This window comes from Turicibacter sanguinis, from assembly GCF_013046825.1.
In the GTDB taxonomy this organism is placed as follows: domain Bacteria; phylum Bacillota_I; class Bacilli_A; order MOL361; family Turicibacteraceae; genus Turicibacter; species Turicibacter sanguinis.
Genome location: NZ_CP053187.1, coordinates 1,600,312 through 1,621,129, shown reverse-complemented (window position 1 = coordinate 1,621,129; position 20,818 = coordinate 1,600,312). Strand labels below are relative to the sequence as shown.

Annotated in this window: 18 protein-coding genes and 1 riboswitch; of the genes, 2 read left to right on the top strand and 16 right to left on the bottom strand. The window is 35.1% G+C overall.

Translation table 11 applies throughout. The features are described from left to right. Window positions 1–8: 8 nt before the first annotated feature. Complete coding sequence (locus tag HLK68_RS07855) at window positions 9–3,122, bottom strand: alpha-mannosidase (RefSeq protein ID WP_055164477.1); 3,114 nt, start codon at window positions 3,120–3,122, stop codon at window positions 9–11. A gap of 368 nt (window positions 3,123–3,490) precedes the next feature. Between HLK68_RS07855 and HLK68_RS07850 the strand changes: the two genes are divergently transcribed. Next, window positions 3,491–4,087 (top strand): DUF6944 family repetitive protein, encoded by a 597-nt coding sequence (locus HLK68_RS07850; RefSeq protein ID WP_129821308.1) that lies wholly within the window; start codon window positions 3,491–3,493, stop codon window positions 4,085–4,087. Between the two features lie 37 nt (window positions 4,088–4,124). Here the strand turns inward: HLK68_RS07850 and HLK68_RS07845 are convergent, their stop codons facing one another. The 12 genes from HLK68_RS07845 to HLK68_RS07790 all read right to left on the bottom strand — a co-directional run bounded on the left by HLK68_RS07845 (window position 4,125) and on the right by HLK68_RS07790 (window position 16,440). Next, entirely contained in the window at window positions 4,125–5,555 is a 1,431-nt protein-coding gene (locus HLK68_RS07845; protein ID WP_006784772.1) for a 6-phospho-beta-glucosidase, read from the bottom strand. 13 nt (window positions 5,556–5,568) lie between these two features. Next, complete coding sequence (locus tag HLK68_RS07840; RefSeq protein ID WP_006784773.1) at window positions 5,569–6,927, bottom strand: PTS transporter subunit EIIC; 1,359 nt, start codon at window positions 6,925–6,927, stop codon at window positions 5,569–5,571. A 172-nt stretch (window positions 6,928–7,099) separates the two neighbouring features. After that, window positions 7,100–7,825 carry a MurR/RpiR family transcriptional regulator gene (locus HLK68_RS07835; RefSeq protein WP_132942530.1) on the bottom strand — a complete coding sequence of 242 codons (726 nt, stop codon included), beginning with the start codon at window positions 7,823–7,825 and terminating at the stop codon, window positions 7,100–7,102. A 291-nt stretch (window positions 7,826–8,116) separates the two neighbouring features. Beyond that, window positions 8,117–8,962, bottom strand: a complete 846-nt coding sequence (locus HLK68_RS07830) for an aldo/keto reductase (RefSeq protein WP_006784775.1) — start codon at window positions 8,960–8,962, stop codon at window positions 8,117–8,119. Window positions 8,963–8,978: 16 nt separating this feature from the next. Next, on the bottom strand, window positions 8,979–9,368 hold the full coding sequence (locus tag HLK68_RS07825; RefSeq protein ID WP_006784776.1) for a MerR family transcriptional regulator: 390 nt from the start codon (window positions 9,366–9,368) through the stop codon (window positions 8,979–8,981). Between the two features lie 183 nt (window positions 9,369–9,551). Beyond that, on the bottom strand, window positions 9,552–10,268 hold the full coding sequence (gene dapD / locus HLK68_RS07820; protein WP_009606850.1) for a 2,3,4,5-tetrahydropyridine-2,6-dicarboxylate N-acetyltransferase: 717 nt from the start codon (window positions 10,266–10,268) through the stop codon (window positions 9,552–9,554). A gap of 13 nt (window positions 10,269–10,281) precedes the next feature. Further along, window positions 10,282–11,043, bottom strand: a complete 762-nt coding sequence (gene dapB, locus HLK68_RS07815) for a 4-hydroxy-tetrahydrodipicolinate reductase (protein WP_006784778.1) — start codon at window positions 11,041–11,043, stop codon at window positions 10,282–10,284. 1 nt (window position 11,044) lies between these two features. Beyond that, window positions 11,045–11,935, bottom strand: coding sequence for a 4-hydroxy-tetrahydrodipicolinate synthase (dapA, locus tag HLK68_RS07810; protein WP_006784779.1), 891 nt, complete (start codon window positions 11,933–11,935; stop codon window positions 11,045–11,047). Window positions 11,936–11,969: 34 nt separating this feature from the next. After that, window positions 11,970–12,971, bottom strand: coding sequence for an aspartate-semialdehyde dehydrogenase (locus tag HLK68_RS07805; protein ID WP_269148154.1), 1,002 nt, complete (start codon window positions 12,969–12,971; stop codon window positions 11,970–11,972). Window positions 12,972–12,980: 9 nt separating this feature from the next. Continuing rightward, window positions 12,981–14,186, bottom strand: a complete 1,206-nt coding sequence (locus tag HLK68_RS07800) for an aspartate kinase (protein ID WP_006784781.1) — start codon at window positions 14,184–14,186, stop codon at window positions 12,981–12,983. 24 nt (window positions 14,187–14,210) lie between these two features. Continuing rightward, a complete protein-coding gene (gene lysA / locus HLK68_RS07795; protein WP_006784782.1) occupies window positions 14,211–15,503 on the bottom strand; it encodes a diaminopimelate decarboxylase in 1,293 nt (430 codons plus the stop codon). A gap of 95 nt (window positions 15,504–15,598) precedes the next feature. Further along, window positions 15,599–15,777: riboswitch (Lysine riboswitch) on the bottom strand. A gap of 156 nt (window positions 15,778–15,933) precedes the next feature. After that, window positions 15,934–16,440, bottom strand: a complete 507-nt coding sequence (locus tag HLK68_RS07790) for a DUF2798 domain-containing protein (RefSeq protein WP_132942531.1) — start codon at window positions 16,438–16,440, stop codon at window positions 15,934–15,936. 266 nt (window positions 16,441–16,706) lie between these two features. On the opposite strand from HLK68_RS07790, the gene HLK68_RS07785 reads away from it, so the two are divergent. Beyond that, window positions 16,707–17,717 carry a helix-turn-helix transcriptional regulator gene (locus HLK68_RS07785; RefSeq protein WP_006784784.1) on the top strand — a complete coding sequence of 337 codons (1,011 nt, stop codon included), beginning with the start codon at window positions 16,707–16,709 and terminating at the stop codon, window positions 17,715–17,717. Between the two features lie 18 nt (window positions 17,718–17,735). On the opposite strand, the gene HLK68_RS07780 is transcribed toward HLK68_RS07785, so the two are convergent. Genes HLK68_RS07780 through HLK68_RS07770 form a run of 3 tightly spaced genes read right to left on the bottom strand, consistent with a single transcriptional unit; the run spans window position 17,736 to window position 20,817 of the window. Continuing rightward, window positions 17,736–18,998 (bottom strand): MFS transporter, encoded by a 1,263-nt coding sequence (locus HLK68_RS07780; protein ID WP_132942532.1) that lies wholly within the window; start codon window positions 18,996–18,998, stop codon window positions 17,736–17,738. 15 nt (window positions 18,999–19,013) lie between these two features. After that, complete coding sequence (locus tag HLK68_RS07775) at window positions 19,014–19,796, bottom strand: ABC transporter ATP-binding protein (RefSeq protein ID WP_006784786.1); 783 nt, start codon at window positions 19,794–19,796, stop codon at window positions 19,014–19,016. Between the two features lie 19 nt (window positions 19,797–19,815). After that, a complete protein-coding gene (locus tag HLK68_RS07770) occupies window positions 19,816–20,817 on the bottom strand; it encodes a FecCD family ABC transporter permease (RefSeq protein ID WP_132942533.1) in 1,002 nt (333 codons plus the stop codon). Window position 20,818: the final 1 nt, after the last annotated feature.

Here is a 20,818-nt window from a genome sequence, read left to right as displayed (position 1 = left end):
CTTTTTTGTTATGCTTTAATTAAAATTGTTTTGATTTCATATGGTTTTACTTTTAATTCAATTGGTGTTGATTTAAATTCTTCAATTGAACGTTCGCGTAAATCCGCTTCTGCCCATGCTTTAACATCAAAGTTAAGTGATACAGTGACGTTATCTTTTCCACCTGTGTATTCATGTATTCGAACCACTAAGTATTCTCCATCTTCACTACGTTTGATGGCATCTACAATAACTTGGTCACTATCTACGGTCATGAATTGACGTGTTCCTAAATCTTTTTCAATGGCTTGTAAGGGTTGATTAATCGCCCATGATGCCTTTTCTGTATCAACGTCTACCCAATCCCCGATATGTGGTAATAATGAGTATGTGAATTCATGTTCACCTTGATCTTGTTCTACGTCTGGATGAGTAGCTGCTTTTAATAAGGTTAAACGCATCACATTATCTTTAATGTCATGACCGTATTTACAATCATTCATTAAGCTAACTCCATATCCACGTTCTGATAAGTCTACCCATTTATGAGCGACTGTTTCAAAACGCGCTTGTTCCCAACTTGTATTCCAGTTCGTTGCACGACGCACGTTTCCGTATTGAATATCATACGTTGCATAAGTCGCACGAACATTGACCGGGAAGGCAACTTTTAATAATTGTTTACGTTCACGCCAATCTACCCATGTTTTAAAATCAATACGCTTGTTATTAGCATAAAGAATTAAATCTTGTACAATTGTTGTGCTCATGTATTTCCATGTTAATTTTAGATCGATTTGAAGTGCTCCTTGATTAATGACTTCAATCGATTGAAGATTTGTTACTTCGCGCATTTTTTCTTGGTAGAATAAATCGATGTCCCATGCTTCATGTGCTAATGGTTTATCTTCAAACATTTGTAAGACATTTCCACGTTCTCCCTGTGCTAACACTTCAACATCTGCTTCTTTATCGTAAATAGATGTCATTTGTCCCGCTTCATTTAATGTGATGATATAGAATGGTGTTTCAACTTTATTTTCCGTTACATTGAAAACAGATGCTTCTTCTTTACTTGTTCCTTCTTCAAAACGGATAGTTGTCCATCCCATCGCTGGTACATCTTTTACTTCTACCACCCAGCTTGATTCTTGTTTTTGTGCCTTTAACAGATTACCATCAATATCGTACCAAGTACCGTTCGCTTTGATATCGATTGTCACTAATTCTGTACGATTCCAGTTCATGTTATTCATAATCGTCCAAGTATGAGCTGATGTTTTTGAGAATGTTGTTAAAGCTTCAGCTTGTAAATCAGTCGCTAGACATTCTGCACGTTCATAATCATCATGACAATCTTCATATACTTCACGAATTGAAGATCCTGGAATGATATCATGGAATTGATTACATAAGATGATTTTCCATCCTTCTGTTAATTGATCTTGTTTAACAGCAGCTAATTCATCTTTTTCAATACCTGCCATTGCCATTAACCATTCAGCCTGACGATATAATAACTCTAATTGACGATTTGTTTTCTTATTATAAGCTTGAGATGTATAGGTTCCACGGTGATATTCTAAATAAAGTTCTCCGTCCCATGTATGAACATATGAATCTGTATTTTTAACTTTTTCATGTAAGTTTTTAAAGTAATCTGATGCTGTTCCTGTTTTAATATTTGGAAGTCCTGGCATTTTGTCAATACGGCGACGATATTCTAACATATCACGGTTAACACCACCTCCACCATCTCCAAATCCGTAAGAAATTAACAATTCATTCGTTAACTCTTTTTCACTGTAAGCATCAAATACTCCCTTAACGATTTTTGGACTAATACGACCATTGTACGTATAGAACCAAGATCCTGGTTCACTCCATGGTTCAGGTGTTGTAATAAAGTGAGTTAGGACTTCACTTCCATCAATTCCTCTCCAATGGAACGTATCATGCGGCATACGATTATATTGATTCCAACTAATTTTAGTTGTCATAAATGTATCAATTCCCGATTTCTTTAAAATCTGAGGTAACGCCCATGAATAACCAAAGACATCTGGTAACCATAAATATTCAACATCTTTTCCAAACTCATCTTTAATGAACTTGCTTCCGACTAAGATTTGACGCGTTAATGACTCACCTGATGTTAAGTTACAGTCTGCTTCAACCCACATTCCCCCATCAACTTCCCATTGTCCATCCGCTACTTTAGCTTTGATTTTTTCATATAAATCAGGATAGTTATGTTTTACATATTCATAAAGTTGTGGTTGAGTTTGTAAGAAAATATATTCTGGATATTGTTCCATTAAACGCATTACTGTTGAGAATGAACGCGCACATTTTTCTTTCGTATGTTTTAAACGCCATAACCATGCCACGTCAATATGAGTATGACCAATACAAGTGACATGAATATCTGAATGCTTTCCAATGCGATCAATTAACTCATTTAATAAATCGCTTGCTTCGTGTAACGATTCATAGAATGATTCTGACCCTGGGTATGACCAATCAATTAATTTATAACTATCATTTAATGCCTTTTGTAATTTAGCACGGACAGGATTAAATTCATCTAAAATGTCTAACGTTTCTAAAATAACGTGCGCATTATAGTATAAATCGTCAATTTTTTCATCTAACCAGGCGATCATTGCACAATTAATACGGTGTTCTTGTGATGTTGGCACTCCTCCACCTTCAAGACCTGACCATAAACGGAATTGTAATGAAATTTCTTGTCCAATGTGTTCTTCTTTGAAGAAGACTTCTTTATGATTACTATCAACCCCTTGGAAAGGTTCCCCATTCACATAAAGTAACGATTCAAATCCGGAATTATTTCCGGCTCCTGTATTTCCATAATCAAAAATTCCTAAAACTTTTTTTCCGCTCCAGTTTGCTGGGATTGTTACGTTTTTATGTAACCATAAGTATTTATCGCGACCTGACCAACGATCTCCAATGGCAATTTCACCATCAAATTCATGAACTAAAGCTGGATTAACTTCACCTGATACATCTTCTTTTATTTCTAAAGTCCCTAAGCTGAATCCTTCTCGATAACGATAAGATGCGATTTCATCGGTACGAGCTTGCAATTTATTTTTCGTTAAAAACATATCCTTCATTATTTTTCCCCCACGGACTATTATTTTTGAATTAAGTTTTATCAACTATAGCTCTATTTTAATTCACCCTGTTAGCGCATTCAATTTTCAATATTATATATTAAGTGGACTTTTTCTATATATCTATATATTTTTTTTACTTTTTATCTTTACCCTCACGACTTAAGCTTTTTAATGGACAGTATGAGACATAATCTTTCATTAATTAGGAGATTTTTCATTGTTAAAAAACTCTCTTTAATTATATCTATCTGGTGGCAGAATCTATCCCTGTGTCTTAATTTTACTTCAAAAGTAGGCCTGTACATGCTCTAAATCATTAAAGCGACTTAGAATAATAATAAGTGAGTTCAAGGGAGGAGATTATCATGAAACAGACCACAATGGATGAAATAGTTGGAGCCTGGATTGATGCAACTGGAACAGTTGTTGCATCCCTCGGGATTTCCCCCTTTTTTACCGACATTGATTTTGATGGCACCTTTTTAGGATCAAATTTTCTAACTGAGGAAGAGGCTCAAAATTTAGTGACCGACTTAGGTCAGTGGGGAAACATTCTACAAGCTTCTGGTAATGGAATTGAAGCATTAGGAAATGATTCTTTACTTGGAACAATCGGAAACGAAATTGGAGCCAGTGGAAATCTTGCAGTCCTTTATAGCCTTCAATCAGAACTTGAAAAAGATGAGGTTTATCAACTCATTATCGTTGGAAATCTCTTACAAGGCTATGGCGCATACTTAGCTGGTATTAGCGAACTCAAAGAATCTAACAATCCTGCAGAATTACTGAGTGCTTACGGCAACTTTACACAAACTTTTGGGAATAGCTTACAGGCATATGGTGGATACGAACTGTTACAAGGATTTAAAATCAGAGGAAATATCTATATTTTTATCGGAAGTTGGATTCAAACATTTGGTGCTATTGTAGCTGCCATTGGAACTACTTTAGAATCAGAGTAACAAAAAAGGTGCACCTACACGGTAGCACCTTTTTTTATTATAATTCTTCTCCATTTGTCTGAATGACGTTTTTATACCAGTTAAAGCTTTTCTTTTTCATACGTTTCATGGTTCCTGATCCATCATCATGTTTATCAACATAAATGAATCCGTAACGTTTTTTATATTCACCCGTAGTGAATGATACACAGTCAATACATCCCCAAGGTGTATATCCCATTAAATCAACACCATCTAAAGTGACAGCTTTTTTCATTTCTTCAATGTGTGCTTTTAAGTAATCAATGCGGTAATCATCGTTAATTGATCCATCTTCCTCGACTTTATCGATTGCTCCAAATCCATTTTCAACGATGAATAATGGTTTTTGATAACGTTCGTATAATAAGTTTAAGGCATAACGTAATCCAATCGGGTCAATTTGCCATCCCCAATCTGATGATTTAACGTGTGGATTTGGCACACTTCCAGGGAATCCATCTAATCCATTCCCCTCTACAACCGCACCTGCTTTGACCGCATTTGTCATGTAATAACTTAATCCAATGTAATCGACGATTCCAGCTTTTAAGATATCTTTATCCTCTGGTTCCATGTGGATATTGAATCCTTTACGTTCCCATTCCTTAATGGCATAAGATGGGTATTCTCCTCGTACATGAACATCAGAGAATAGGTAACGATCATGCATCGATTCTACTGAATACATCATGTCTTCTGGTTTACAAGAGTATGGATATAATGGAACGCAAGCCATCATACATCCAATTTGGAAATCTGGATTAATTTCATGTCCCAATTTTACAACTTTAGCACTTGCGACTAATTGATGATGCACGACTTGGTACATGCATTGTTCTGGATTTTCATCTTCATTGAAGATAACGCCTGAACAAGTATATCCAAACAGTGGATATTTATAATTTTTTTGATTATTGATTTCATTGAAGGTCATCCAGTATTTCACTTTATCTTTGTAACGTTTCATGACCACTTCACTATATCTAACAAAGAAGTCAATCACTTTACGATTTTTCCATCCACCATATTCTTTAACTAAATGATGTGGCATTTCAAAGTGAGATAAGGTGATAACTGGTTCAATATTATATTTTAATAACTCATCAAATAAATCGTCATAGAATTTTAACCCTTCTTCATTTGGTTCTAATTCATCACCTTTTGGAAAGATTCGTGTCCAAGCGATTGATGTTCTAAAACATTTGAATCCAAGTTCTGCAAATAATGCAATATCTTCTTTATAATGACCATAAAAATCAACGGCTTCATGATTTGGATAATATTTTCCCTCTTCAATCGTTTCAGTAATAATTCGGTCTACACCATGTGCTCCCCCCGTTAGAACATCAACGATGCTGATTCCTTTACCACCTTTGTTGTAACCACCTTCTACTTGGTGGGCTGCAACAGCTCCACCCCATAGAAAGTTTTTAGGTAATTGACTCATGTTTGTTACCTCCTTATTTGTTATCCTCTTTAAATCCAACGATCATTGTTAAGACCATACCAAGTACGAATGAAACAACGATTGAAATTAAGAAACCAATGAATGGTGTCATGTGTCCTGCCTTGAAGAAAGCAGGGATTGTTGCAATACCAGGCATGTTATAGCTCCAAGATACAGCATTGAATGCTCCTGCAATAGCTCCACCAATTGCTCCCGCAATACATCCACAGATCATTGGTTTTTTCAGACGTAAGTTAACTCCATAAACAACAGGTTCTGTAATTCCGAATACGGCTGTAATAGCGGCTGGTAATGAAACGTCTTTTAATTCTTTATCTTTTGTTTTTAAGAAGACTCCAAATGCTGCTCCGGCTTGTGAGAAGACTGCAGATGCTTGAAGTGCCGTAAATGTATCATATCCAAGTGATGCATAGTTTCCAACTGTAACAGGTGTGATTCCCCAATGTACCCCGAAGATAACTAATACTTGCCAAAGTCCACCCACAATAATACCTGCCACGATTGGGCTTAAGTTATATAAGTAATTGTATGTATCTCCAATTGCTCCACCAATTGTTGCTCCGAATGGCCCGAATACTAATAACGTAAATGGAACCATGATAGCAATTGTAAACATTGGTGTAAATAAGTTACGAATAACAGTTGGTAAGATTTTTTCAAAGAATCTTGCTACATAAGAGGCTACCCATACTGCTAAAATAACTGGGATAACTGATGATGTATAACTTAACATCTGAATTTGAATTCCTAAGAAGCTTAACTGTGTTCCGTCATTTACCATTGCATTATAATCTGGTGAAATTAACGCACAGGCAATAACAACAGCAATAAACTCATTAATTTTAAATTTTTTCGCTGCTGTAATCGAAATTAAAACTGGCAAGAATGTGAACGCTGTCCAAGAAATAAAGTTTAGGACTTGGTATGTTCCACCTGCTGTATCAATCCACTCTAACGCAACTAGTACCCCTAAGATTCCTTGTAAAATCCCACAAGCAGCTAATGTGTATAAGAATGGTGCGAAGATACTTGAAATAATATCAATAATTTTACTAAATACTCCTACTTTTTCAGTTGAAGTTGATCCTTTTTCTTCACTTACATCAACTAATTTTAAAACTTGCTCATACGCATCCTTAACGTGGTTTCCGATAACAACTTGGAACTGTCCTCCAGCTTCTACTGTTGTAATAACTCCTTTAATTTTACTTGCTGTTTCTTTATCAACAACTGAATGATCTTTTAAAATAAAACGTAAACGTGTTGCACAATGTGTTACATTGTTAATATTTTCATTGCCACCTAAGGCAGCAACTAATTCTTTTGCCGTTTGGCTATAATCGATTGCCATTTGTAATACCTCCATCTAATTCTCTAACTGTGTTGCATACCTATTGTATTTAATAAAGCCCTTTCTGTCATTATTTTTGTAAGCGATAAGCATTTGTAACATCGCTTTGATATTTGTTCCCAAAACGAAACAACTTGTGACAATAAAAAATGCGTAACACAATAGCCTGTGTTTACGCATTTAACGTCAGTCTTCTTCCAATGGATTCTAAAATAAAAACGACTGGAACCTGAGTTGTAATATCATATTCTTTTTGATTTTTTTGGTTGGTCATATAATACGATAGATTATATTGGGACATTTTAGCTAACGTTGAGTTTGTACTATTGGTAATACTAACTAACGTACAACGTTGTTGTAAAAAGAATCTGGCCAAGTTTAATGTCTGTTCAGTTTCTCCTGATACCGATAGCATGATGACAACAGCATCATCGCTAATTCCTCCGATGTTTGGGTAAAATGGATCGTCGATAAAGTAACTAAATTTTCCAATGTTTGAAAAATAGCGTGCTCCGTACTTTCCAAGAATTCCTGATGTTCCAATCCCTACAAAGATAATTTGTTTGGCTTGACTCACTAATTGCGCAACTTGACTAATATTTTGCTCAAATTCCTCATTATTAACACTTTGAAAATAATGTATGATTTCTGAAATATCGTTTAATGGTTGTTTTTCTTTTGTTTCTTCTAAATGCATTTTAAATTGCACTTTAAATTCAGCATATCCTTCGCAATCAAGTTTTTTGCAAAAGCGCATAATCGCAGAAGTCGAAACATGAACCGCATCTGCTAGTTCTCTAATCGTCATATAACGAATATTTTGAGAATTTTGCATGATATAGTTATAGATTAAAATCTCTACGTCAGTAAATTTTTTGATTTGTTCGTAATTAAACATCTGTCAACCTCTTCACTCAATTTACTACATTTTTCGATAAGTTCTACTATGATAGTATCATATTATATTTTATTCTTCTATAGAAAGCGATTAAAAATTAAAAACGTTTCCGCCAATAGTGTAACGTAAGTCGATTTCATCATCTCGATATTTTTATTAAAAATCAAAAAAAAACCTCAATTATTTAGTATTAAATAATTGAGGTTTGCCATTTTAAATTATCAGAAATTTTACGATTTAGGGGTCTTACCTGTCTTATTACACCATCAAACTTAAATTTAATCTGACTCTTTATCTACTTAGATTAGCTAAAAATTCAATAATATTTGGATCATAGTGTGAGAAGAATGAACTTTCACCCTTATCTAATTCACTAATCCTGTTCATCTCATCGTGACTTAATTCAAAATCAAAAATATTTATATTTTCTTCCATTCTTTCTTTACGGACTGATTTAGCTAATACAACAATATTACGTTGAACTAACCATCTTAAGATAACTTGTGCAACCGACTTCCCATATTTCGTTCCAATCTCTTTTAAAAGAGGTTGATTAAACATATCGTTTTTACCTTCAGCAAAGGGTGCCCATGCCTCCATTTGAACATTATATTTTTTCATATACTCCTGAGCATCTGTTTGCTGATGAAAGACATTAACTTCTACCTGATTAACGGCTGGAATAATTTCATTGCATAAACAAATATCTACTAAACGATCCGGATAAAAATTACTTACTCCAATCGCCTTAATTTTCCCTTCCTTATACATTTCCTCCATTGCGCGATACGTTCCATAATAATCATTAACAGGTTGATGTATGAGAACTAAATCGATGTAATCAAGTTGCATTTTTTTTAATGATTCTTCTAGTGATTGCCTTGCTTTTTCATATCCTGCATTTGAAATCCATACTTTTGTGGTAATAAACAATTCCTCTCTTGGAACCGATGATTTTTTGATAGCTCTTCCGACTGCCTCCTCATTACCATACGCTTGTGCGGTATCAATTAATCGATACCCTACTTCAATCGCATCTAATACCGCACGTTCACACTCTTTTAAATCTGTAATTTGGTAAACACCGAACCCTAAAATAGGCATTTTCAATCCATTATTTAATGTCACCTGTTTCATTTTTATTCCTTCTTTCTTAATTTTCTAATCCTCTTAACTTTTCATCTTCGAACTTTAATAGCAGTTCCTCATAAATATCAATTTTATGAGTTAACATGGCTAATGTGTCTTGCATCTCCTGAACCTTTTTAGCTAGTTGATCGCGTTGTTCTAAAAGAATTGTTTTTCTTTTGTTAATCGTGGATTCCCCTTTTTGAAATAAATCGAAATATTCGATTAAGGCTTCAATCGAAACCCCTGCATTTCGCATCACCTTAATATAATAAATCCAATTACAATCTTGTTCTGTATAAACACGATAACCTTTAGAATCACGCTTTATAGGTGGGAGAAGGCCAATCTTCTCATAATACCGTAATGTATCAATAGAAATATTATATTTTTTACTAACTTCAGCACTTGTCATATTTTAATCCCCTTTTCAAAAATTCCTATAAAGTGCTCTCTTTTCTCACCTACTATAACTATTAGAAATTTCATTACAAAGTTATTATAGGGTATGGAGTTAACTCCATAGCAAGAAAATAAAATAAAAAGATTAATCTAAGAAATAATACCTAAGATTAATCTTTTTATATTCGACTAAAAATTATCTTAAATCTTCTAGTATTTTCACCTTGTCTTTTGTTTGTTCATCTTTTTGTTTGATGACTTTGGCAGGCATTCCCGCTACTACGGTATTTGGCAAGACATCTTCCGTTACAACAGCTCCTGCCGCTACAACTGCTCCCTTTCCAACTCGAACCCCTTCTAAAATAACCGCATTGGCTCCAATCATCACATCATCCTCAATGATCACAGGTGTTTTACTAGGTGGTTCAAGAACACCTGCAATGACTGATCCCGCTCCGATATGAACATTTTTTCCAATTGTTCCTCGAGCTCCCACGACAGCATTCATATCAATCATTGTATTTTCACCGATTTCGGCTCCAATATTAATGACAGCCCCCATCATAATAACGGCATTTTCACCAATCGTCACATGATCTCGAATAATAGCACCTGGTTCAATTCGTGCTTTAATCTGTTTCAAATCTAATATTGGAATGGCTGAATTACGACGGTCATTTTCCATTTCATAGTACTCAATCTTAGCTTGATGTTTTTCTAAAATAGATTCAATCTCGCTATATTCACCAAATACGATTTTAAAATGACCTTCGCCAAATACTTTACAGTTCGGAAACTCCACACCTTCTAAGTCACCCTTGATATAAAGTTTAACCGGTGTACTTTTTTTTGCTTCTTTAATAAAGTGTGCAATTTCATATGGATCAGTTAATAACTGTTTTTCCTTCATCACTAAAAAATCCCCCCTAGTATTGATTCATTAAATCTCCCATGTTATATAACTGTGGTTTATTATGGGCAATAAACTCAGCTGCTTTAATAGCTTGCTTTGCAAATATTTTTTTTGATAATGCAGTATGTTTGATTTCAATAACTTCATCTAAGCCAGCAAAAATAACGATATGTTCCCCGGGAATGGTTCCACCACGAACTGAATGAATTCCAATTTCATTTTCTAAACGCTTTGAGTCATTTCCTTGACGGCCATAATTATATTTCATCGAATGATGGAGCTCCTCATTAATCGTACTCGCAATCATATATGCTGTTCCACTCGGTGCATCAACTTTTTTATTATGATGTTTTTCAATGATCTCAATATCAAAATTATCACTTAAAATACTTGTTGCCTTCTTCACTAAATCAAGTAACACATTGATTCCAAGCGATGTATTGGCCGATCTAAAAATCGGAATGATGCGTGCTGCCTCTTTAATCTTTTCTTCTTGCTTCTCACTTAACCCTGTTGTAGCAATAACAGCCGCCACCTGATTCGAGATACAATAATCAATTAAATCATCGACATTGCCCGCATTTGAAAAATCAATGATGACATCACATGAGAGGTTAACTTCCTTTGGTAAAGAGAAAACTGGATACAAAACGTCAATCTCTCCCGCTCGCTTATCAATTCCAAACACTAGCTCTACCCCATCTTGTTGTTCAATCAACTCACTGATAATTTGTCCCATCGTCCCTAAACATCCACTAAGTCCAATTCTAATCATGTTACTTCACCTCGTGCCACTTTCCATAAGCTGTAAGTTCTTCTTTAAGTATTTTTGCATGTTCTTCTGTCATCTCACATAAAGGTAATCTCAAAGTTCCGGCCTTCATTCCCAGCAAATTCATAGCTGTTTTGATCGGGATTGGATTTACTTCGATAAATAAAGCATCAATCAATGACTTCATCGCAAGTTGTAACCTTAAAGCTTTATTCGTATCACCTTGTAAATAACTCATGACTAGTTCATGCGTTTCTTTAGGTAAAATATTACTCACGACGGAAATTACACCGACTCCGCCAAGCGATAAAATGGGAACAATCATATCATCATTTCCACTGTACATCGCAAAATCAGAACCACATAATCTCATGATTTCAGCAACTTGTGAAAAATCACCGCTCGCTTCCTTAATTCCAATAATATTTTTAATCCCGCTCAGTTGTTTCACTACATGTGGTTTCAAATTAACTCCTGTTCTTGAGGGAACATTATATAAAATAATTGGAATCTTAACCGATGACGCGATAGCTTCATAATGTTTGATCAGTCCTAAATCTGTTGCCTTATTATAATAAGGTGTCACGACAAGCAAACCATCTACGCCAACTGATTCACAATACCGACTCAATTCAATCGCGTAGGGCGTATTATTGCTCCCACTTCCAGCAATGACCGGAATACGAGATTTTACAACTTCTACCGTAAACTTAATCACCGTTTTTCGCTCTGTATCACTCATCGTGGCAGATTCACCAGTTGTTCCGCAAACAATAATGGCATCTGTGGAATTTTGAATATGCCATTCAATCAAAGCGCGAAGAGCTTCGTAATCTACTTCCTCATTTTTAAACGGCGTAATTAATGCGACTCCTGCTCCAATAAATTTAGTCATCCTAGTTCAACTCTTTCTGCGTAAAAAGCTACATTTATAAGTATTTTAATAATTGCTGTGCAATTTGAACGGTATTTGTCGCCGCTCCTTTTCTTATGTTATCGGCAACTACCCATAAATTTAATCCATTTTCAACACTAAAATCACGACGAATTCGTCCGACAAACACTTCATCTTTTCCCTCAGCACAAAGAGCAAGTGGATATTCATTGTTTGCAACATCATCTACTACTACAATTCCCTCAGCCGCTCTTAATTTTTCAACTACCTCTTCTAATTCAAAAGGGTGTTCAAGCTCGACATTAATGGCAATACTATGTCCAAATCTAACAGGTACTCGAACTGTGGTGGCTGTAATTTTTAGGTTATTATCTCCAAGAATTTTTCTCGTTTCATTAACCATTTTCATTTCTTCTTTTGTATATCCGTTATCTAAAAAATCATCGATATGAGGTAGACAATTATAGGCAATCGGATGCGGATAAAATGACACTCTTTCTCCTTGAATATCACTTTCTAAATCCCTTAATCCTTTCACACCTGAACCTGATACAGCCTGATACGTTGAATAGACAATTCGTTTAATTTGATAAGCTTTATGCAATACTTGTAACGGCACGACGCATTGAATGGTTGAGCAGTTTGGATTTGCAATAATATAATCATCCTCCGTTAATACATTCGCATTAACCTCTGGCACGACTAAAGGAATCTTGTCATTCATTCGCCAAGCACTCGAGTTATCAACAACACGTATACCATGAGCCGCAGCAATCGGTGCATACTTTTTGCTGACGCTTCCACCTGCTGAAAATAACGCGATATCAATGTCTTTATTAAAGGAATCTGGTGTTAACTCTTCTACCGTGTAAACTTTTCCAGCAAACTCGATTTTTTTTCCAACCGAGCGACTTGATGCTAGTAGAAATAAATGATTAATCGGAAACTGACGCTCCTCGAGTACCTTTAAAAAAGTTTGCCCAACTAATCCAGTCGCCCCTACAATTGCAACATTTACTTTTTTCAAATTAATCACTCCCCTAAGTTATAAGCCTAATTCTCCGGCTAAAACAGCAACTGTTGTTGCCTTATCCTTTTTATTGATGGTATAGGAAATGCTGATTTCAGATGTCGTTACCTGTCTAAATGAGATATGATGATTAGCTAGAATTCTAAATATTTTTTCCGTTACTCCACTTTGATTCAACATTCCAACCCCAATCACTGAGACTTTTGTAATATCATCTTCAAGTTCAATGTCAATTTCTTGATACTGTTTTTTTAGTTGTTGCATGACTTCCTTGATGACATCATAATCGTCTGTTGATGCAGTAAAAGAAAGATTAACGATCCCATTAATCGGTCCCGTTTGACTAATCATATCCACATTAATATTCGCTTCTGCTAATTTTTCAAAAACTATTGCAATATTTTCAACCTTAAATTCAAGATTGCTGATAGTCACCATTAACACATCGTCACTGATACTTAATCCTGTAATGACGTTCTCCTCCATATTATGATCAACTCCCCTAATTGTTGTCCCCGTGATATCATGCTGACTAGATGCTACATAAATTGGAATTTGATATTTACAACCAATTTCAACAGCTCTTGGTTCCATGATTCCAGCTCCAAGACTCGCCATTTCCATCATTTCTTCATAGCTAATATCATCTAATTTCTTTGCCTCTTTATATAGACGCGGATCAACAGAGTAGATTCCATCGACATCCGTATAAATATGACATCCTCCTCGTAGTTTGGCTGCTAAAGCGACAGCTGTTGTATCGGAACCCCCACGACCAAGTGTTGTAATGTCACCTTTTTCATTCATACCTTGAAATCCTGCGACGACGACAACTTTTCCTTCTTTTAAATACGATTTTACTTTTTCAATGTCGATATCAATGATTTTATTTTTTGTATGAGGACCTTGGGTTTTGATACCAGCCTGAAATCCGGTTAAACAAATTGCATCCACACCGTATTCTTTAAGCGCCATCGATAATAAGGAAATGGATACTTGTTCCCCCGTTGATAAGAGCATATCAAGATCTCGTTTATCAGGATTAGTTGATATTTTTTTTGATAATTCAATCAAATCATCTGTGGTTTTTCCCATGGCTGAAACAACAACGACCAGATCATGTCCCTTTTCTTTTTCAGCGACTATTTTTTTAGCAATATTTTTGATTTTATCCGTACTTGCAACTGATGTGCCGCCATATTTATGCACTAAAATCCCCATTTAATTCCCCTCCTGTTTACCTCTTTAAACTTCTAGTGATAGAAGTTCTTCATATGTTTGACGACGACAAATTAATTGAGCCTCACCATCTTTCACAGCAACAACTGCTGCTTTTGGAATTTTATTATAATTTGAGGACATGGAATAACCATAAGCACCTGTTGAGGTGATAATCAAAATGTCCCCACTTTCAATCTTATTTACGTCAACGTCAGTTATTAAGATATCCCCACTTTCGCAACATTTTCCGGCAATCGTAACATGACGCTCGTTTCCTGATTCCATCCAATTTGCAATGGCACATTCATAAACCGCTTGATATAAAGAAGGCCTAATATTATCTGTCATTCCTCCATCGACACTAACATAAGTTCTAACATCTTTAATATCTTTCATTGACCCAACCGTATATAAAGTACTTCCTGCATTGGCAACAATTGAGCGCCCTGGTTCAATAATCAATCTTGGAATATCTATTTGTAAAGTTTCGCAAACCGTCTGGGCTTTTGTTAAAATTGCCTCACAAAACTGTGCAATCGATTTAGGTGCATCCTTCTCTGTGTAATAAACGCCGACTCCTCCACCTAAATCAACATCAGTAATCTCAAATCCAAATTGCTCTTTAATATCTTTTACGAGTGTCATCATAATCTCAACTTCATCTAAAAAGGGATTCACATCAAAAATTTGTGATCCAATGTGCGCATGCAAACCAATTAAATTTAAATGCTCATACTTATGAAACACTTCAAGACATCTTTGTAAGTCCCCATTCGATAAGGTGAATCCAAATTTCGAATCGATTTGTCCTGTTTTAATGTAGTCGTGTGTATGTGCTTCGATACCAGGTGTAATTCTTAAATAAACATTTTGTTGTTTACCACGTTTATGACACATTGTATTTAGCGTCTCTAGTTCATAGTAATTATCAACTACAAAAACACCGACACCATACTCTAAGCCCATGTTGATTTCATCAAATGTCTTATTATTACCATGAAACAAAACATGATCCATTGGAAAATCAGCTTTATAAGCAGTATACAGTTCACCACCAGATACAACATCAAGATAAAGCCCCTCTTCTTTAATCAGGTGACACATGTAAAGTGGCAAGAAAGCTTTTCCGGCATAAGCCACACGATTCCCTCGCTCCTCAACTTTAAAATGCTTCCTATAATCTTTGCAATTTTGTCTAAGTAGTGCTTCGTCAAAGACATAAAGTGGTGTTTGATAAGTGTTAACCAATGTTTGACAACTTACCCCTCCAATAAATAATTGTTGATTTTCAATGTTCATTGTTCCATGTAGTTTCATCCTAGACTCCTTTTTTCATTTTGATAAGGCACTAAAAAAGCCCCTCGAATACATTCAAGGGGCCTTTAATATACCGAAAAATCGGTTGGGATATCCTCAAATGTAGCACACCACAAAGTGATTTTTGTGACAGTGATGCATATCTTTTATGCACCCCCAGAGAATTAACCTTAAAGCGTCAGTTAATCTCTTCGGCGAATCTTCCTTTCCCAATAAGTCATCGCGCTTACCTCGTTATTAGTACTCTTAAGCCTTCGCAACCTCTACGTTTTAATGATGGTTTGAATAAGCACGTTTCATCATGCTTAATACTATTTAATTGTGAATTCTCTTTATTTTATGTCAATCATCCCCCCTTTATTCCGTTTGGATGTCATATTTTAGTATTAGAAAAAAAGTTATCCTCAATTAGGAGGATAACTTTTTCATCTTAAGCGACTTCAATTTCATTTGTATCGTACTGTTTTTCATTATCTAACTGGTGTTTAAAGACAAATCGGAAAATATATCTAACAAAGGGTTGAACAAAGAAAATTTGAGTAAAGAAAGCAAAGGGTAAGTTAATCACAATATTTTGGAACCAAGTAGCAATTAGTTCGCTTGTGAAACCGTGGAATAAAATAGTTGAAACTAATGACATTAAAGGACACATGAAGACAATAGTCGAGCAAATAAATACGGTTGTAATAATCACTTGGCTATCTTTTTTGAAATCAATCATACTAAAAGCAAGTTTTTCTGAAAGAGGACCTGCAATAAATATTTCAATAAGTAAGGCGAAGATGAATTCAATCGGAACGATTTTTAAAGAAGTAACAAAGACTTGATTTGACATTCCTCCCATTTCAATGGCTACGTTATAAAAGACGAATAAATGAACTGTAATAAAAACAGTTAGTACAGCAAAGAATAATTTTTGAATTTTTGTTTTTGGCATAGTATCTTTCCTTTCTTTTCATAAAAGAACGCAAAAAAAGACACACGAAGTCACCTTGTACCGTAATCAGATTTACGTGCAAAGCACTACATGTGTCGTTTGTTCTAGTTCATTATTTAATTTTTTATAATTAGATTTTAACTCATTTAGAGACAAAAAGTCAATTATTTTATCGAATTCAATCATTTAAAGATACATTTTGAAAATGACTTTTGTAGTATGTTATACTTAATTAAAATCAGTTTTTTTGACAGCGAGGTTTTAGCATGACAATCGTTCACTCTTCAGAGGAGTTTCGAGAAGCGGTCCTTTATGAGTTAAATTTCAAGGCATTCCAAGAGAAGTATTGTAAAATTTTCAAAGATATTGAACATCCTGAAAATGGCTATTTCTTATTATACGAACGCCCTGGTTATTATGAGTTCGGGATTGCTGATTATACGATTCCCCATCATTTTACATTAAATTTTGATAACCCACAGCGACTTGTTCGATTTGGAACGGTTCACAAAGGGACAACAGAATTTCAAATTGATAATCAACCCATTTCTTCTTTTAAACCTTCTTCTTTTTTCGTTGTAGAAAAAGATTTAAAAGGGAAGCAGAATTGGACAAAAGGACAACATTTTCATGGTGCAGAAATCACGATTTATGAAAATTATTTCAATGATGTGATTCGCCCTTTATTAAAAAATGATTTTGATTTTGAGCGATTTGCAACAAACTATACGTATAATTATCTTCCACTTGAAGTCATGTCTATTTTACAAACAATGCAAACTTTATCCAACAAAAATATGCTCGATTCCTTAATGCTTGAAAGTTGTATTTTACAATGTATTTCGTTGATTATTCAGACAGTCGAGGAATCTGATGATAATACGTTTACGAAGCAACTTCATCATGGAAAGGTTCAAATTGGGAAAGATCGTTATCTTAATTTAAGTGCTAGGGATATTAAAAGTATTCAAAAGGCTCATGATATTTTAACTCAAAATATTTCTAACCCTCCAACGATTGAAACACTGAGTGAAATAGTTTTATTAAATCCACAAAAGTTAAAAGCCGGATTTTCTCATCAATATCATATGTCGATTGGAGAATTCACAACCTCTCTACGCATGACATTAGCGGCTAATCTGTTGTGTACAACGGATAAAAGTATTGCTGATATTGCAACTGAAACAGGATATCTTTATAGTAGTAATTTTATTAAAATGTTTAAACAAACGTATGAATGCACCCCACTTCAATATCGAAATAATAGTAGAAATTAAAAAACAGTTAGATGAACTCTAACTGTTTTTTATTTCTCCTTTAATTTGTAAAACATTTGAGCGTACGAGCATTGTGACTCCAAATACAAAGATGGCTGCCACGTAAATCAACCAGTAAATGTTCTGTGTCAACATCTCAATCATGCCTCCAAATAGAATCTGTCCTAGTGGAATGCATAATATTGCAAAAGCTGATCCAAAGGCTAAAATTTTTCCAAGCATAGCCCCATCAGTTGCTTGATATAAGTATGCAGCACTTAATACATTGGCTACACCTAGAATTCCCATGATGATCATCCCAAATACGGTAAATAAGATAACACTGATAAGAGCTGTGCTTAGTCCGTTTTGAAATAAGTAAACTGAGATTCCCATCATCACCATTGATATTGAGGTAAAGTACAGTAAATGGTGTACACGTTTGATGTGGAATTTTGTTGGTTTCGCGGTAATAATCAATCCTCCAATAATCATCCCAAGAGCAATGATTCCTTCTGCAATTCCATAAACTTGTGACGATAATCCGAATGTGACTTTAATTAAGTAAGGTGCCGCAACACTAAAGACTGGTACTAAAAAGAGATTATAAAATCCCGAGAATAAAAGCATGCGAAAAACGATTGGATTTTTATATCTTAAATAACGATAGCTTTCCTTCATATCCGTCACAAACACAGTTTTAAACGATTGTTTTTCCTCAGATTTTTGATGTGGAATATCTAAAAATAACTCAAGGATAGCTGAGAATAAAAAGCTCACCATATTTAGCGTAATCACACCTGTAATTCCGAAAAATCCATATAACATTCCGGCTAAAATTGGGCCAAGGAAGTTACTTAGTGAAGAGACTTGTTGAATAATCGCATTGGCGCGAACTAATTGATCATCTTTTACAACAATTGGAATACACGTATTCACAACAGGTTGATAAATGGTTGAAATAGCTGATAATATTACCATTACCATAGCAATCATCCAAGCACTGTCTTGCCCATTTAAGACAATAACTGAATAGAAAATTAATAAAATAGCACTTAATATATCAAGGCTAACCATTAACTTTTTCTTATCTCCACGGTCGGCTAAAATTCCCGCAATTGGTGACATTAAAACGACTGGAATCATTGAAATCGCAAGAATGGTTGCAAAGATACTCGCCGATCCTGTTAAATCTAATAAATATAATGACAAAGCAAATCGTTGAATCGAACTTCCAAATAACGAAATGATTTGCCCTAAAACTAAGATGTTAAAATTCTTGTGGTATAGTTTATTTGACATATTCTCTCCTTAAGCTTATTTGATACTAAAGTCGACGCAGATTGGATACTGCCCCGTTTCATCTAATTGTAACTTTGCATCAATCCCGTATAAGGTATATAAATTCTCATTAGTAATCACGTCGAGTGGTTTCCCACGGAAAACAACCTCGCCTTCCTTCACCCCAATTAAATAATCTGCGAACTTCGTCGCATTATTTAACTCATGTAAAACCATCACAATCGTGCGATTTTCCTCTTTGTTTAGTTTTTGAAGTAGCATTAAAATTTCTAGTTGATGCGCCATATCAAGATACGTCGTTGGTTCATCTAAAACGAGAATCTCGGTTTCTTGAGCTAGAGCCATGGCAATCCATGCTCGTTGACGTTGCCCGCCTGATAAGCTATCAACTGAACGCTCTGAAAACTCAGCAATTCCTGTTACTTTCATTGCCCAGTTTACCATTTCAATATCTTTTTCTTTTAATCCCCCCATCGCACTTTGATAAGGGAAACGTCCATAAGAGACTAATTCTTTGACTAAAAGGCCTGAAGGAACAATCGGACTTTGTGGCAGGACAGCCATTTTTTTTGCGATTTCTTTTGGTGCTTGCGCCTTAAGACTCACACCATCTAATTTGATTTCTCCCTTTTTAGGTGTGATAATACGAGCAATTGTTTTTAATAACGTCGATTTTCCACATCCATTTGAGCCAATAATCATCGTAATTTTTCCCTTAGGAATTTCGAGATTCATATTTTTAATAATATATTTTTGTTCGTATGCTACATCTAAGTCTTTAACTTCAATCGCGTCCATCTTATCCCTCCGGCACAATTTATTCTTTCATCATTAAGTAAATGAAATAAGGAACTCCTACAATTGAGATGGTAATCCCTACTGGAATTTCAATTGGGGAGAATACATTTCGTGAAATAGAATCTGCAAATAAAATAATGATACAACTAATCAAAGCTGAAACAGGAATTTGTCTTCTGTGTACTGGACCTACTAAGCGTTTAGCAATATGAGGTCCGAGTAATCCTAAAAAGGCAATATTTCCAGCAACAGAGGTTGCTAGTCCTGCTAAGGCAATGGCATAGAAAAATAAAATTTTACGTTCTTTTTCTACTTTAACACCAAGACCTGTTGCAATTTCATCTCCTAAATTTAAAACGTCTAACACTTTAACTTTCCAAATCGTTAAAGCTAAAAATAGAATCGCTAATGGAGTCACCAAATAGAAAAATTTCCAACTGCTTCCCCATAAGCTTCCACTCGTCCATGTTAAGACTTGATTATAATCTCCTTGCGCCATGTTTAATTGGTACAATGAGATAAAGGCATTAATTCCAACGTTCACACCAATTCCAGTTAAAATTAAGCGAGTTGGTGAGACGCCTTTTTTATAACTTAACCTATAAATTAAGGCTCCACTAATCACACTTCCGATAATGGCTACAACTGGCATGACAAATAATGCCGCGTCTCCAATCGCATCATAATAATTCGTACGTCCTGACGAAATTAACAACACCACTCCAAGTGCTGCTCCGGCATTAATTCCAATCATTCCGGGCTCAGCAAGTTCATTTCGTGTGACACTTTGTAAAATACATCCTGCTGTTGATAAACAAACAGCGACCACCATCGCTACAACAATTCGTGGTAGACGAATATCAAAAATCGTTGCATTTTGAAGTCTAGTTCCGTTTCCGAATAAGGTCGCTACAACATCTTGAAGTGGAATATTATAACTTCCCCAACTAATGGCGAGCAAAAAGATTCCGATTAGAAGAAGAGTAATCATGATACTGACAATTATTAAACGTTTTTTCAAA

Bases quoted from the DNA above. Each gene is read 5' to 3' on its own strand.
- HLK68_RS07790 (WP_132942531.1), bottom strand. From the start codon at position 16,440: ATGCCAAAAACAAAAATTCAAAAATTATTCTTTGCTGTACTAACTGTT.
- dapA (WP_006784779.1), bottom strand. From the start codon at position 11,935: ATGACTAAATTTATTGGAGCAGGAGTCGCATTAATTACGCCGTTTAAA.
- HLK68_RS07845 (WP_006784772.1), bottom strand. From the start codon at position 5,555: ATGAGTCAATTACCTAAAAACTTTCTATGGGGTGGAGCTGTTGCAGCC.
- HLK68_RS07850 (WP_129821308.1), top strand. From the start codon at position 3,491: ATGAAACAGACCACAATGGATGAAATAGTTGGAGCCTGGATTGATGCA.
- HLK68_RS07825 (WP_006784776.1), bottom strand. From the start codon at position 9,368: ATGACAAGTGCTGAAGTTAGTAAAAAATATAATATTTCTATTGATACA.
- HLK68_RS07830 (WP_006784775.1), bottom strand. From the start codon at position 8,962: ATGAAACAGGTGACATTAAATAATGGATTGAAAATGCCTATTTTAGGG.
- HLK68_RS07855 (WP_055164477.1), bottom strand. From the start codon at position 3,122: ATGAAGGATATGTTTTTAACGAAAAATAAATTGCAAGCTCGTACCGAT.
- HLK68_RS07800 (WP_006784781.1), bottom strand. From the start codon at position 14,186: ATGGGGATTTTAGTGCATAAATATGGCGGCACATCAGTTGCAAGTACG.
- HLK68_RS07835 (WP_132942530.1), bottom strand. From the start codon at position 7,825: ATGTTTAATTACGAACAAATCAAAAAATTTACTGACGTAGAGATTTTA.
- HLK68_RS07775 (WP_006784786.1), bottom strand. From the start codon at position 19,796: ATGGACGCGATTGAAGTTAAAGACTTAGATGTAGCATACGAACAAAAA.
- HLK68_RS07840 (WP_006784773.1), bottom strand. From the start codon at position 6,927: ATGGCAATCGATTATAGCCAAACGGCAAAAGAATTAGTTGCTGCCTTA.
- dapB (WP_006784778.1), bottom strand. From the start codon at position 11,043: ATGATTAGAATTGGACTTAGTGGATGTTTAGGGACGATGGGACAAATT.
- HLK68_RS07785 (WP_006784784.1), top strand. From the start codon at position 16,707: ATGACAATCGTTCACTCTTCAGAGGAGTTTCGAGAAGCGGTCCTTTAT.
- HLK68_RS07780 (WP_132942532.1), bottom strand. From the start codon at position 18,998: ATGTCAAATAAACTATACCACAAGAATTTTAACATCTTAGTTTTAGGG.
- lysA (WP_006784782.1), bottom strand. From the start codon at position 15,503: ATGAAACTACATGGAACAATGAACATTGAAAATCAACAATTATTTATT.